The 13,057-nt window shown below is 69.8% G+C and carries 12 protein-coding genes; 6 read left to right on the forward strand and 6 right to left on the reverse strand.

The genetic code is table 11. The features are described 5' to 3' along the window. Positions 1-2 precede the first annotated feature (2 nt). From ON30_RS00365 to ON30_RS00385, 5 genes are all read right to left on the reverse strand, one after another. Entirely contained in the window at positions 3-836 is an 834-nt protein-coding gene (locus tag ON30_RS00365; protein WP_051028775.1) for an ESX secretion-associated protein EspG, read from the reverse strand. After that, on the reverse strand, positions 833-2,005 hold the full coding sequence (locus ON30_RS00370; protein WP_040703241.1) for a PPE domain-containing protein: 1,173 nt from the start codon (positions 2,003-2,005) through the stop codon (positions 833-835). Before ON30_RS00370 ends, ON30_RS00365 begins: the two co-directional genes overlap by 4 nt. A gap of 46 nt (positions 2,006-2,051) precedes the next feature. Continuing rightward, positions 2,052-2,375, reverse strand: coding sequence for a PE domain-containing protein (locus tag ON30_RS00375; RefSeq protein WP_040703242.1), 324 nt, complete (start codon positions 2,373-2,375; stop codon positions 2,052-2,054). A gap of 214 nt (positions 2,376-2,589) precedes the next feature. Continuing rightward, complete coding sequence (locus ON30_RS00380; RefSeq protein WP_040703243.1) at positions 2,590-2,940, reverse strand: metallopeptidase family protein; 351 nt, start codon at positions 2,938-2,940, stop codon at positions 2,590-2,592. Between the two features lie 2 nt (positions 2,941-2,942). Further along, positions 2,943-4,070 carry a septum formation family protein gene (locus tag ON30_RS00385; RefSeq protein ID WP_051028776.1) on the reverse strand — a complete coding sequence of 376 codons (1,128 nt, stop codon included), beginning with the start codon at positions 4,068-4,070 and terminating at the stop codon, positions 2,943-2,945. A 106-nt stretch (positions 4,071-4,176) separates the two neighbouring features. On the opposite strand from ON30_RS00385, the gene serS reads away from it, so the two are divergent. The 6 genes from serS to ON30_RS00415 all read left to right on the forward strand — a co-directional run bounded on the left by serS (position 4,177) and on the right by ON30_RS00415 (position 11,463). Continuing rightward, complete coding sequence (serS, locus tag ON30_RS00390) at positions 4,177-5,439, forward strand: serine--tRNA ligase (RefSeq protein WP_040703245.1); 1,263 nt, start codon at positions 4,177-4,179, stop codon at positions 5,437-5,439. Between the two features lie 84 nt (positions 5,440-5,523). Further along, a complete protein-coding gene (locus ON30_RS00395; RefSeq protein ID WP_245553881.1) occupies positions 5,524-7,374 on the forward strand; it encodes a putative bifunctional diguanylate cyclase/phosphodiesterase in 1,851 nt (616 codons plus the stop codon). A 126-nt stretch (positions 7,375-7,500) separates the two neighbouring features. Beyond that, positions 7,501-8,820 carry an MFS transporter gene (locus tag ON30_RS00400; RefSeq protein ID WP_174387334.1) on the forward strand — a complete coding sequence of 440 codons (1,320 nt, stop codon included), beginning with the start codon at positions 7,501-7,503 and terminating at the stop codon, positions 8,818-8,820. 35 nt (positions 8,821-8,855) lie between these two features. Then, positions 8,856-9,821 carry a DMT family transporter gene (locus ON30_RS00405; RefSeq protein ID WP_245553882.1) on the forward strand — a complete coding sequence of 322 codons (966 nt, stop codon included), beginning with the start codon at positions 8,856-8,858 and terminating at the stop codon, positions 9,819-9,821. A 91-nt stretch (positions 9,822-9,912) separates the two neighbouring features. Then, positions 9,913-10,944 (forward strand): MauE/DoxX family redox-associated membrane protein, encoded by a 1,032-nt coding sequence (locus ON30_RS35775; protein WP_051028777.1) that lies wholly within the window; start codon positions 9,913-9,915, stop codon positions 10,942-10,944. Between the two features lie 180 nt (positions 10,945-11,124). Next, entirely contained in the window at positions 11,125-11,463 is a 339-nt protein-coding gene (locus ON30_RS00415) for a BP74-related protein (RefSeq protein ID WP_040703249.1), read from the forward strand. A gap of 54 nt (positions 11,464-11,517) precedes the next feature. Here ON30_RS00415 and ON30_RS00420 read toward each other — a convergent pair whose 3' ends face one another. Then, entirely contained in the window at positions 11,518-13,053 is a 1,536-nt protein-coding gene (locus ON30_RS00420; RefSeq protein ID WP_040703251.1) for an MBL fold metallo-hydrolase, read from the reverse strand. Positions 13,054-13,057: the final 4 nt, after the last annotated feature.

Below are 13,057 nucleotides of genomic sequence, written 5' to 3' on the forward strand. Positions count from 1 at the left end.
GCTCACCCGCGCCGACGCGCGATGGGCGGGAACTCCTCCCGCTCGGGCAGCGAATTCATCAGATCCAACAGGGCCTGCCGCAACCGCGCGGTGGTGCCGCCGCTGATCGAGGACCACTTCGTGCCGTCGTCGGCCACGCTGGCGGTGATGAGGAAACGTCCACCGCGAGTGTTGAATACGGCGATGTGGTTGTCCGCGATCTCGCGGGTGCCGTCGCCGTAGACGATGCCGGTGATCTGCGCGTGCGAATGGATGTCGACCAGGGCCGAGGCCAACACCTGCGCGTCCCGCCCCGGGTGGCCGACCTTCGCGAGCCGGTTCGCGGTGGCGGCCGCGTCCCCGGTATCGCCGAAGATCGGTGCCAGCAGGTCGGTCTGGGCGTTCATGCCCGTGAGATCCATCGCCTCGGCGGGGCCGAGGGCGGCGATCACCGGTGCCGGCAGATCCTCCTCGACCTCATCGATGACGTAGGACTCCGGCCCGCGAAGGGCGACGACCGTGAGTTCGTCGCCCTTGGCCAGACACATCCGGCTGACCTGCCCGTCGACCACCCAGCGCACCGCGAGAACCCAGTGCGGGTGGTTGAGCGTGCGCAGCCTGTCCTCGAGTTCCTGGTGGACGGCGCCGTCGATCAGGAGATCCCGATCGATCAGCGACTGGGCGGCCACGGCCATCGCGGCATCGTGGGCCGTCTCGTTGTCGTAGCGACCCACCACCTGGAGCACGATGGGCATCTCGTCGGTCTGCAATTCCTCCATGAGGTACTGCATCTCGTCGAGTGACAACACGACGCCCCCGAGCATCGACGGGCCGCGGCCCTCGCCCAGAATCGTCACCTGGCGGCCCCGGAGGGGTCGGCCCCGATCACACCGTCGGCGGCGTACCGGCCGTCGTTGAACAGGTCGTCGCGCAGGTAGCCGGCGCCCTTGTGCTCGGTCTCGTCGTCCTCGCCGCGGGCGTTGCCCATCAGCGGGCTGCCCGCGGAGCCGGAACCGGTGCCGCGCACGGGGGCCGCCGCGTCCACCCGGGCCACCGACGCCTCGGCGATCGGGGCGGCCGCGCCGGCCGCGGAGCCGATCGAACCGCCCGCGCCCCAGCCTTCGGGCAGCTTGAGCTGACCGCCGTTGACGTTCACCGAGACACCGCCCGTGGAGGCCGTGCGGGTGGCGGTGTTGCTGCCGCCCGCGCCGAGGCCGCTCATACCCGTCATCATCGGGGCGACGGGCGTGCTCGCGACGCCGGGCGAGGCGAAATTGCCCGCCGCGGCGATCGCGCTCGCGCCCAGGTTGCCCACGGTGCTCACACCGCCGGTGGCGACCGTCCCCGCGACGTTGGCGACCTGGGTGGCCGCGCTCGCGAAGGCGGGATTGTTGACCGCGGACAGCGCGGCGCCGACGGCGGCCTGGATCGGATCGCCGCCGAACGCGCCTTCGGGCGACTGCGCGCCCTCGACGGTGCCCGCGCCTTCGGCGATCGACGGCGGTGCCTGGAATTCGCCGGGCGTGACTACCAGTGCGGTGGTGGCGGCCTCGTAGGTCTCCATCACGGCCGCGGCCCGCAGGTCCATGAGGTGCTTGGCGAGTTCGGCGGCCTCGAACGCGCCCGACACCGCGCCGGGCGGGTTGGCCGAGGCGACTACCGCGGCGTTGGTGCCGACGATCTCGGGCAGGCTCGGCATCGTCAGCGAGGCGACGGTGTAGGCGGTGGCGTTGGCGGCGGCCTTGGAGCCCATCGCGGCGGCCATCGCGCCCTGCTGTTCGGCCCAACCGGCAAAGCCGACCAGCTTGGACAGCGCGGCGATGCCGTTGACGCCCTGCATGCCGACGCCGAGTTCGGCCATGACGCGGGTGACGGTCGCGGTCGCGTCCACCCACGCCGCCGTCAATCCGCCCCACGCCGTCGCGGCGGCCGAGATCGGGATCGCGTGCGCCCCCGCGTTGAGCAGTGTCGAGTTCATCTCCGCCATGCGCGGCAGCCAGAAGACCCCGGTGATTCCTGCGGTCATATCAGTTCTCCCCTTAGTAGTGAACGACGCGCGAGGCGTCGGGCGCTCAGGCCCCGATCGTCCCGGCGACTCCGTGCATGACGCCCGCCTTGACGGTGTCCTCACCGATGTGGGTGGCCAGCTGCATGCGCAGGATCGTCGCGGCGTGGTGCAGCTGGAGCTGGGCGTTGGCGATGGAGGTGTCGTGGGTGACGGCGGCGCGGTTGAAATGGTTGGCCGCGTGCAGCGACACTTCGTCGGCGCCGGAGGGGATGACGTGGGTCGCGGGCGCGGTGACCGCGGCGGCGATTCCCAGCCGCTCGGCGAGCAGATCCAGCTCGGCCGCGGCCAGGAGCACGGCTTCGGGTGTGATGTTTACCAGGCCAACCATGACTCGACTCCTTCTAGTGGCGGCTGTACGGCGGAACCACGAGAATTCCCCCTTCGAGTGATAGGACGCGACAGCATTGCGATCGGTTCCATCGAATCCCCTACTCCACGTGCGATCTTGCCCAGTCGTCGGCGAACACGCAAGACCGACACGTCGCCGCGGCGAACGGCGCCGGACCCGCACGTGTCCGACCGTCGAAGGGTCGCCTACGAGATTATCCCCAACCGAGCTCGTGCAGGCGGTCTTCCTCGATGCCGAAATAGTGCGCGATCTCGTGGATCACGGTGATCGCCACCTCCTCGACGACCTCGCGCTCGTCGGCGCAGATCTCCAGGATCGCCTCGCGGTAGATCGTCACCGTGTCGGGAAGCGAACCGCCGTAATGACTGTCGCGTTCGGTCAGCGCGATGCCGTGGTAGAGCCCGAGCAGATGCGGGTCCTCGGCGTTGCGCGGTTCGATGAGCACGACGACGTTGTCGATGGCCCTGGCCAATTCGGGCGGGATGAGATCGAGCGCGTCGCCGACCAGTTCCTCGAACCGGTCCTCGGTCATCGGTACGGCCATCGTCAGCGCGGTTGCGGCTGCGGCGGCAGCGGCGCGGCGCCCGGCAGCGGGGCGGGGGTGGAGCGACCGGAATTCGGCGGCGGCACAGGGGCCTGGCCGTTGATGAGGATCTCCCCGCGCGCCGAGCCGACGATGGGCGCGAAACCCTCGCGGTCGGCGCCCTTGCCGATCATGCAGTCCAGCCTGCGACTGCCCGCCAGCCAACTGCGCGCGTCGAGGTAGTCGAAGAACAGCGTCAGCGTCTTGTTGCGGACCGCGTCGGGCGAGCCGAGGTAATCGGTTGCGGCGCGGGTGCATTCCTCCTCGACGAAGCGGTCCTGGTCGTCCTTGGCGGGCGGGCCGCCGGGGAACTTGGCCGACAGGTCGACGGTGGAGACGATCTCGACCGCGTGCGGTTGGGCGCAGTCGACCGGATCGGTGGGCAGGTTCTGGTTGATGCCCAGGCAGGTGCCCGGCTCGAACACCTTCGACTGGTCGTGTTCGACCACGCTGCCCGAAGCCGTCAGCGGCGTACCCGAACTGCCCGAGTACTGCACACCGCAGCGCAGCGTCCGATCGCCGTTCTTCCAGCCGTCCGGACTCGGGTACATCAGGCCGACCACGTAGCGGCCGCGCGGGTCGAAACGGCCGCCGGTGTACTCCTGCACCGCCGGGTCGCAGTGCTCCTGCTTGAGTTCGGTCAGCCGCAGCGAATCCGGGAACCGGGAGCCGGGACCGAATTCGACGCCGGGGTACTTGCTCATGTCGATGTCGGCGGCGACCTCGAACAGGTGCTTGGCCGAGCAGTCCACCTTGACCAGATCGGAGCGGTCGTTCTTGGTCCAGCTCAGGCAGTCGCCGCGGGCGGCGGTGCCGAACTCCTTGTCGAGCACCGTCTGCGCCGGTTCGCTCGGATTGTGCGCCTCGAGGCCCTTCTCGTTGTCGTAGCCGGTGATGAACAGCCCGACCAGCGAGGCGATGACCGCGCCCACCGCGACGGCCAGCAACGCCCAGCGCAGCTTCGGCGCGGTCAGGTGCGAACCCGACTTCCGGTCGATGATCAGCGACCGCGGCAGCGACTCGGCGCGCGGGGACGCACCCGGGTGCGGCTCGGGTGTCGGCGTTTCGGTGGGCACATCGGCGGGGGACATCGCGGTCCATCATGGCAGTCCCGGTGCCCGGGTGCCACGACCTCGCCCCATTCCGGGCGTCGGGCGCGCGTATCGCGTCCGACGGGGCCGACTAGGCTCTGAGCCCATGATCGACCTCCGACACCTGCGGGAGGACCCGGAAGCGGTCCGCGCCTCGCAGCGTGCCCGCGGCGAGGACCCCGCCCTCGTCGACGCCCTGCTCGCCGCCGACACGGCGCGGCGGGCGGCGGTGGCCACCGCGGACACCCTGCGCGCCGAACACAAGTCCATGGGCAAGCTGGTCGGCAAGGCGTCTCCGGAGGAGCGTCCGGCGCTGCTGGCGCGCGCGCAGGAGATGTCCCAGGAGGTCAAGAACGCCGAGGTCGCCCAGCACGCGGCCGACGCCGACCTCGACGCCGCGCACCGCGCGATCTCCAACCTCGTCGAGGCGGGCGTGCCCGCGGGCGGCGAGGACGATTTCGAGGTGCTCGAAACCGTCGGCACGCCGCCGGAATTCGATTTCGAGCCCAAGGACCACCTGGAACTCGGTGAGGCGCTGGGCCTGATCGACACCGAACGCGGCGCGAAGGTCTCCGGCGCGCGGTTCTACTTCCTCACCGGTTACGGCGCGCTGCTGCAACTGGGTCTGCTGCAACTGGCCGCCCAGCGCGCGGTCGCCAACGGGTTCACCATGATGATCCCGCCGGTGCTGGTGCGGCCCGAGGTTATGGCGGGCACCGGCTTCCTCGGCGGGCACGCGGCCGAGGTCTACCACCTGGCCGAGGACGACCTGTACCTGGTCGGCACCTCGGAGGTGCCGTTGGCGGGCTACCACTCCGGGGAGATCCTGGACCTGAGCGCGGGGCCGAAACGCTACGCGGGGTGGTCGTCGTGCTTCCGTCGCGAGGCGGGCAGTTACGGCAAGGACACCCGCGGCATCATCCGGGTGCACCAGTTCGACAAGGTGGAGATGTTCGTCTACACCACCCCCGACCAGGCCGCGGCCGAGCACGAACGCCTGCTCGGCTGGGAGCGCGACATGCTCGCCGCCGTCGAGGTCCCTTACCGGGTGATCGACGTCGCGGCCGGTGATCTGGGCAGTTCGGCCGCGCGCAAGTTCGACTGCGAGGGCTGGGTGCCGACCCAGCGCACCTACCGCGAGCTGACCTCCACCTCCAACTGCACCACCTTCCAGGCCCGCCGCCTCGCCGTGCGCTATCGCGACGAGAACGGAAAACCACAGATCGCGGCCACGCTGAACGGCACGCTGGCGACCACCCGGTGGATCGTGGCGATCCTGGAGAACCACCAGCAGGCCGACGGTTCGGTGCGGGTGCCCGCGGCGTTGGCGCCGTTCGTCGGCACGGAGGTGCTCACCCCGCCGAAGTGAGCTCGGCACAATAGCCGTCGGTTCGCCGTACCGGAATTGTGGGATGTGGCAACCGACCAGATGCGTTGTGTTTAGGCTGTGTCCGTGCGAGGAATCGGGGCGCGCGGCGATACCCGAACCCGGGTGCGGGCGGCATCGGCGCTGGCGACGGCAATGGTCATGGCGCGGACCACCGGGGCGTTCTACGTCATGGGTGGTGTGCTCGGCCTGGTGATCACGGCCATCGCCCCTGGCGACGAGGGAAATCGACCGCTGGTCGGTACGGCGGCAGCCATTGCGCTGGTGCTGGGTCTGACGCTGCTCGCATGGGGTCCGCGGTTGCCGCACGGCATCCACCACGTGTACGTCGCGATCGCGACGGTGCTGGTGACGGTGGCGGTGTACTCGTTCCCGAACATGGTCGGCGCGATCAGCCTCGCGGCCTTCTACGTCTTCGTCGCGTGCGACGCGGCGCTGTTCTTCCGCTGGTCGCAGGCGTCGGCGCATATCGCGTTCGCGATGGTGCTGTGCCTGTGGGTGTTGCCTACCCGGGATCTGCCGTGGTGGTCCGGGATGATCGCGGCGGGCGTCACCTTCGGGGTGGGCGTCGTGGTCGGCATCCTGACCAGGATGGCCTCCGAGGCCGATATCGACGTGCTGACCGGTTTGCTGAACCGCCGCGGTTTCGACCGCGCGCTCAACGCCGCCATCGAGCTCGCGGGCCGCAACGGTCACGGCCTGGCCCTGGTCCTGGTCGACCTCGACCGGTTCCAGAAGATCAACGACCACCTCGGTCACCGCGCCGGCGACGCCGTGCTGCAACGGGTGGCCGACACCTGGGCCACACTGCTCACCCCCGATCAGCGGCTGGCCCGCTACGGCGGCGACGCCTTCGCCTTGCTGCTGCCCAACACCACCGAACAGGCCGCGATCCTGCTCACCGAGAAACTGCGCGCGGCGGTGACCACCGGCTGTTCGGCGGGCGTCACCTCCTGGCAGCCGGGGGAGTCGGGATCGCTGCTGGTCAGCCGGGCCGACGTCGGCCTGTACCGGGCCAAGCAGGCGGGCCGCAACCGGACGGTGCTGGAGTCCTCGCGGCAACTGCCGCTCGCGGTGGAACTGCGCGAGGCCATCGATCGGGGCGCGCTGGACGTGCACTACCAGCCGATCGTCAGCCTGAGCGAGGGCGGCGGCAAGGCCGTCGGCGTGGAGGCGCTGCTGCGCTGGTCGTCGAGCGCGCAGCCCGACGTCACCACCGAGGGTCTGATCCGGGTGGCCGAGGAATACGACCTCATCTCCGATCTGGACGAACTGGTGCTGCGCCGGGCCTGCGCCGACGCGGCACGGTTGCAGGAGACCTTCGCTCAGCTCGATCTGACGTTGAACGTGAACGTCAGCGGGTTGGAGCTGGCCGAATCCGGCTACGCCGAACGGGTCGCGGGCATCCTGGAATCCACCGGTTGGCCGGCCGATCAGCTGGTCCTCGAGGTCACCGAGAGCGAACTGGCCGCCGAATCCCAGACCGCGATCGCCAACTTGCACACCTTGCGCGACACCGGCGTGCGGATCGCGATCGACGATTTCGGCACCGGCTACTCCTCGCTGAGCCGGTTGGCGACGCTGCCCAGCGACATCCTCAAGGTCGACCAGTCCTTCGTGGCGGCGATCCGCTCGGATTCGCCCGCGCCGCCGCTGCTCGGGGTGATCGCCGCGCTCAGCAGCGCGCTCGACCTCCAGGTCATCGCGGAGGGCGTGGAGACCGAGTACCAGGCGGCGGTACTCACCGAACTCGGCTTCGCGCTGGCCCAGGGCTACCACTACAGCGATTCGCATCCGGTGTCGGCGCTGATCAGCGACCTGAACGAGGGCAAGGGCCGGGTCGGTACGGGCGCCGCGGGCGGGCCGATGGACGAGGACGCCCGGCACGCCGCCAACGGCTGGCTCCCGCTCGGATAATCACTTGACGATCGCGCGGGAGCGGCCGAAGCTGATCGTATGCGCTTGGTCTTCTACGGCTGTTGATCCGTCACCACGTTGACGGCCCTGCTGCGGGGTCGTAACCACGACGTTCGTGGTCTCACCGTGCGTGCCGTCCTGTTCCGGGGCGCACGCGATCTCATCCCGCTGTACGCGCTGTACGCGCTGCTGTTCGCCGATCACGGGCTGAACACCGCGCAGATCTCCGCGCTGTTGGCGATGTGGTCGATCACGGCTTTCCTGCTGGAGGTGCCCTCCGGCGCGTGGGCCGACACGGTCTCGCGCCGGGGCATGCTGATCCTGAGCGCGCTGCTCCTGTGCGCGGGTTTCACGGTGTGGACGCTGTTCCCGTCCTTCCTGGGCTTCGCCGTGGGGTTCGTGGTCTGGGGTGTCGCGGGCGCGCTGGAATCGGGCACCTTCGAAGCGCTGGTCTACGACGAGTTGACGGCGGCGGGCGCGGCCTCGGCCTATCCGGAGGTCATGGGGTACGCCAGGGCCGCGCAGGAGACGGCGGTGGTGGTCGCGATCCTGGCGGCCACGCCGCTCTACGCCTGGGGCGGCTATCCGCTGGTCGGCTGGGCGAGCGTGGGCGTGGCCGGTGTGCACTTCCTGATCGCGCTGACCATGCCGAGCGCGCCGAAGGCCGTCTCGGCGGCCGAGGTCGACGAACTCGACGACGATCTGCCGACCCCGCGCCCGAACACGCCCGGTTCGGCGACGGCTCCGGCGGGCGCGCCGCCGCTGTTCGCCCGCTACTGGTCGATGCTGCGGGCCGGGCTCGCCGAATCGCTGCGGGTGCGCCGGGTCCGCAACGGCGTGCTGTTGGTGGCGCTGATCTACGGCGTGACGGCCTACGACGAATACTTCGCGCTGCTCGCGCAGGACGCCGGGGTCCCGACCGCGCTCGTGCCGCTGCTGGTCGGCATCACGGTGCTCGGGTCGATGGCGGGCTCGCTGCTCGCCGGTCGCACGGTCGCCATGTCGGGTGCGGTGATGGGCGCGGCGCTGGCGGTGGGCGGTGTGCTGTTCATCGCGGGAGCGTGGGCGGCCGGACTGGCCGCGCGCCGACCCGACCTGGTGTACCCGCTGTCGGTCGCGGGGTTCACCGCGATCGGCCTCTCCTACGGCATCGTCTTCAACACCGAGGTCGTCGCGGAGACGCGATTGCAGGACGCCATCGAAGGTCCGGCGCGCGCCACGGTGACCTCGGTGTCCGGCCTGCTCTCGGAGGTGGTGGCGCTGGCGGTCTTCGGCTTCGTCGCGGTGTCGACACGCTGGCTGTCGCTGTCGACCACGGTCGCCCTGCTGGGCGTGGTGATGCTCGTCATCGCCGCGACGGCCCCGCTCTGGCTTCCGCCGCGCGCGGCCCCCGACAGCGAGGATCGACCGGTCGGACCGTCGCGCCCCGGCCCGGACGGTGGGTGATCCGGTCGTCGCTCGTGCGGCGGTAGCGTGCGGGAGTGGATGTGCGCAGGGCCTGGGGAATGGTGTGCGGGTTGGGCATCGGCGCGGGTGTGGCGGTCCAGGGGCGGATCAACGGTGCGCTCGGGGTGCGGTTGCAGGACGGGATCGCCGCCGCCACGATCAGTTTCGGCGTCGGATTCGTGCTGCTCTGCGTCGCGTTCGCGGTCAGCGGACGAATGCGGGACGGGATGGTGCGGGTCCGGGCGGCGGTCGCCGGGCGGACCTTGCGGCCGTGGCAGTTGCTCGGCGGACTGTGCGGTGCGCTGTTCGTCGCCTGCCAAGGGCTGACGGTAGCCGCGATCGGGGTCACCGCGTTCACCGTGGCGGCGGTGGCGGGTCAATTGTTGAGCGGTCTCGCGGTGGATCGACTCGGCGTGGGTCCGAGCGGACGTACGCCGATCACCGTGCCGCGCGCGGTCGGCGCGCTGGTGGCGATCGGCGCGGTGCTGATCGCCGGACTCGGGCACGGGCGGGTCGGCGGTTCCTCGGCGTTGCCCGAGGCGCTGGGTTCCGTGCCGACGTGGCTGCTGCTGACGTTGCCCGCGCTGGCCGGTGTCGGACTGTCCTGGCAGCAGGCGGTCAACGGCCGGGTCGGTGCGGTGGGTGGGCCGTTCGCGGCGGCGCTGGTGAATTTCGGTGTGGGCGTGGCCGTTCTGCTCGTCCTCGAGTCGATAGTGTGGGCGGTGTCCGGGCCGCGCCCCGCGCCGCCGACCGCGCCGTGGCTGTACCTGGGTGGTGTCATCGGTGTCGCGTTCATCGCGTTGGCGGCGTTGGCCGTCCGCTGGATCGGTGTCCTGCTGCTGGCCTTGACCTCGGTGGCCGGTCAACTCGGCGCCGCGCTGGTGTTGGATCTGCTCACCCCGACCGACGCGCGGGTTTCGGCGACGACGGTGCTCGGCTGCGCGTTGACGGTGACGGCCGTCCTGATCGCCGGTTTCCGGCGCGCCGATCGACCCGACTGAGCGACACGGACCGGTCGGTTGCCCCGCGATCGCCGAAGCCGTTCTCCGTAATCGTGATTCACCGGCCGCGCGTGTGTGCGATGGTGCCGGAATGCTGATCGAATACGGGGTGTGGGTGACACGGCTTGTGCTCGGTGTGGTTTTCGGGCTCTCGGCGTGGGGAAAGTTCGTCGACGGCGCGGCGACGCGCACGGCGGTCGCCGATTTCGGCGTGCCGTTGCGCTGGGCCCCCGCGGTGGCGGTGGCGCTGCCGATACTGGAAGCGACGGTCGCGGGGGGATTGCTGATCCCGTGGGCGGCGGTCGTCGCGGCCCCGCTCGCGGTCGCGGTGCTCGCGGTCTTCACGGCGGCGATCCTGCGTCTGCTGGCGCGTGGGGAACGGCCCGCCTGTTCGTGTTTCGGCGCGTCGAGCGCCGCGCCGATCGGTCCGGTGACGGTGGTCCGCAACGTCGCGCTGCTCGCGTTGGCCGTCCTCGCACTGGTCGGCACGATCGCGCGGCCCGAAGTACCGGTGGGTCTACCCGCGCGTGACGCGCTCGCCCTGCTCGCCGCCGCGCTGCTGACCACCGCGCTGCTGCGTACGGCCGCGGTGGTGGCGGCGCTGCGCAGGCGACTGGACGAGCAGGCGCTGTCCACGCTCGGAGCCGAGGGACTTCCGGTGGGCGCGGTGGCTCCTGAGTTCGAGGTGTTCGACGCCGCGGGCGACGGCACGACCCTGGACGCCCTCCTGGCGCGCGGCGGTCACGTGCTGCTGGTGTTCGTGCATCCGGGGTGTGAGATGTGCGCGGCGCTGGCTCGCGAACTGCCGAGGTGGCGGCGGCGCGTGGGCGACCGACTGACCATCGTCGTACTCGGCAACGGCGACGCGGCCGAGCAGGCCGAATGGGGTGCGGCGCAGGGCTTGGGGGAGATCCCGTCGCTGGTCCAGCGGGGGAACGAGGCGGCGCTGCGGTTCCGGGTGCGCGGAACGCCGTCGGGAGTGCTGATCGATCCGGCCGGAAGAATCGCCGCGCCCGTCGCACGCGGTGCGATCGCGGTGCGCGAGTTGATCTCTACGGTCGAAGCGGTCCGCCGTTCGCGAACCGACCGCGCGGACCGTACCCGCGTCGCGAGCGTCAGTTGACTCGCGTTCTCCCTTCCCGATAATTCCGTACGAAACCGAATACAAGTTTCAAATACTCTGCCGGGCACGGATTCTCGAGGCGAAAGCATCACTCGATTCCTCGGGACGGCCCTATGATCGACAACGCATCGATGCTGCTCTGCGTGCGGGACCTATCGAATCCATCGAACAGGGAGAGTCATGGCGGACTTCGCATTCACCGATTACTCGGGCAAGGAATTCATCATCCGGCTCAACAACGAGCAGCGTATCTCCGAGGCGCGCCGCATCCTCTCCGGCGAGGAAGCCATGTCCATCCACGTGATGGGCCGCATCCGCAAGAGCCGGGCGGACTACAACCCGGGCTGGAACTTCCACCTCGACCCCGACACCATCAGCTTCTTCACGATGGCGATCGAGGTGTGCGATTCCAGCATCACCTATCTCGACGACCACCTCGACGAGGCGTGCGGCGCGTTCCTGCCCGGCTGTTTCTGGTGCCCCTGGTCCTCCAAGCTGACCAGGGAGATCGCGGCCTGACCCGCTGAACCCGCTCTCCGGTCGGTGCGCGCGGCCCGACCGGACAGCGCGGAATCACAGTCGGCGGGAGCGCAGTTCGTGGCCCTTGGAGGTCTTGCAGCGACCCGATTCCAGATCCCACTGCCAGCCGTGCAGATTACAGGTCAAGGTCTCGCCCTCGACCACACCGAATTTCGACAGATCGGCCTTCAAATGCGGGCAGCGGCGCTGGATCTCCCAGCCCGCCAATTCGGTGGAAGCCGAATCGTCGTGCGCCTCGGAGAACCAGCCGTCCGCGTAGGCGATGCGCTCGTCGGTGAGGCATTTGAAGAAGGTGTAGAGGAATTCGTTGTAGCCGCCGATCCGCCACGCCTGGAAACGGGTGGACAGGAAGATCGTGTTCACCCAGTCCGGTTCGCGGTCGCGCAGGACGGTGTGCACGAGTTCCGGCGCGATCCGGAATCCGTAGCGGTAGCGGCCCTCGCCCTCGACGGGTTCGCGCACGACGCGCTGCGGGAAGTCCAGCACCACCGTCCGCTCGCCCATCACCAGGCCCACCGGGTAGCCGATGCCGTCGCAGATCAGGTCCGACTGCTTCATGATCGGCTCGAACAGTTCGCGCAGCGGTTCGAGCAGCGAACCCTCCGGCCCCGCCCACGTGGCCTTCTCCGCCGCGAGCACGGGCGCGAACCGCTCGGCCATCCGCGCGATGTAGGCGGCCTTGTCGTCGTAGATCACACCCGGGTCGAACGGGTGGGTCAGCGCCAGTTCCGCACCGCGCACGTCGGCGACCGAACCGGGGATCATCAGGACCCCGCCCGCGTTGCCGTGGATGCGCATCTGCTCCAGGAACACCATCTGATCCGGGAAGATGTTGCCTTCGTCACCGTGATCGTCGTTCAGGTCGCGCAATTCGTCGTCCAGGAAGACCGGCGGGCCCGCGGAGGGCACCACCCAGGTCGCGCCGACCTGCTCGATGTAGCTGCGCGCCCGGTCCATGCCGCGCTGACGCTTCTGCTTGCCGAAGTTGGTCTTGGTGCGCGCCGGGATGTCGTAGACCATCGGATACCAGATGGCCCCGGAGTACTGGAGCAGGTGCACGTCGATGTGGCCGAACGCCTCGTGGATCACGTCCATGTCGACCGGACGGGCGTCGTTCATGTTGAAACAGGTGGTCTCGCCGTCGGAGACGAGCAGACCGGAGTCGCCGATCGGTCCGTCGGCGGGCGCGCGCAACGCGACGATCATGATGTCGACGTCGCCGCCCGGGCCGGTGACCGTGTGCTTGACCGAGTCCTCGGTCTCGAAGAACCGGTGGAAGCCCAGCTTCTCGAGTTCGCGGCGCAGGTCCGGCACCGGGTAGTCCGGGAGCAGCACCAGCGCGTCCTTGTTGACGTGCTCGGCGAGGTGCTTCGCGTCGAAGTGGTCGCGGTGCAGATGCGAGACGTAGAGGAAGTCGCAGTCGCCGAGTTCGTCCCAGTCCAGTTCGGTGTTGTCCGGGAACGGGACCCACGAGGCGAAGTACGCGGGGTTGACCCAGGGATCGCAAAGGATCGACCCGGCCGCGGTGCGGATGTGGAATCCGGCGTGTCCGACGCTGGTGATCTGCACGAGC

Origin of the sequence: Nocardia takedensis NBRC 100417 (genome assembly GCF_000308695.1) — a bacterium.
Classification (GTDB): Bacteria; Actinomycetota; Actinomycetes; order Mycobacteriales; family Mycobacteriaceae; genus Nocardia; species Nocardia takedensis.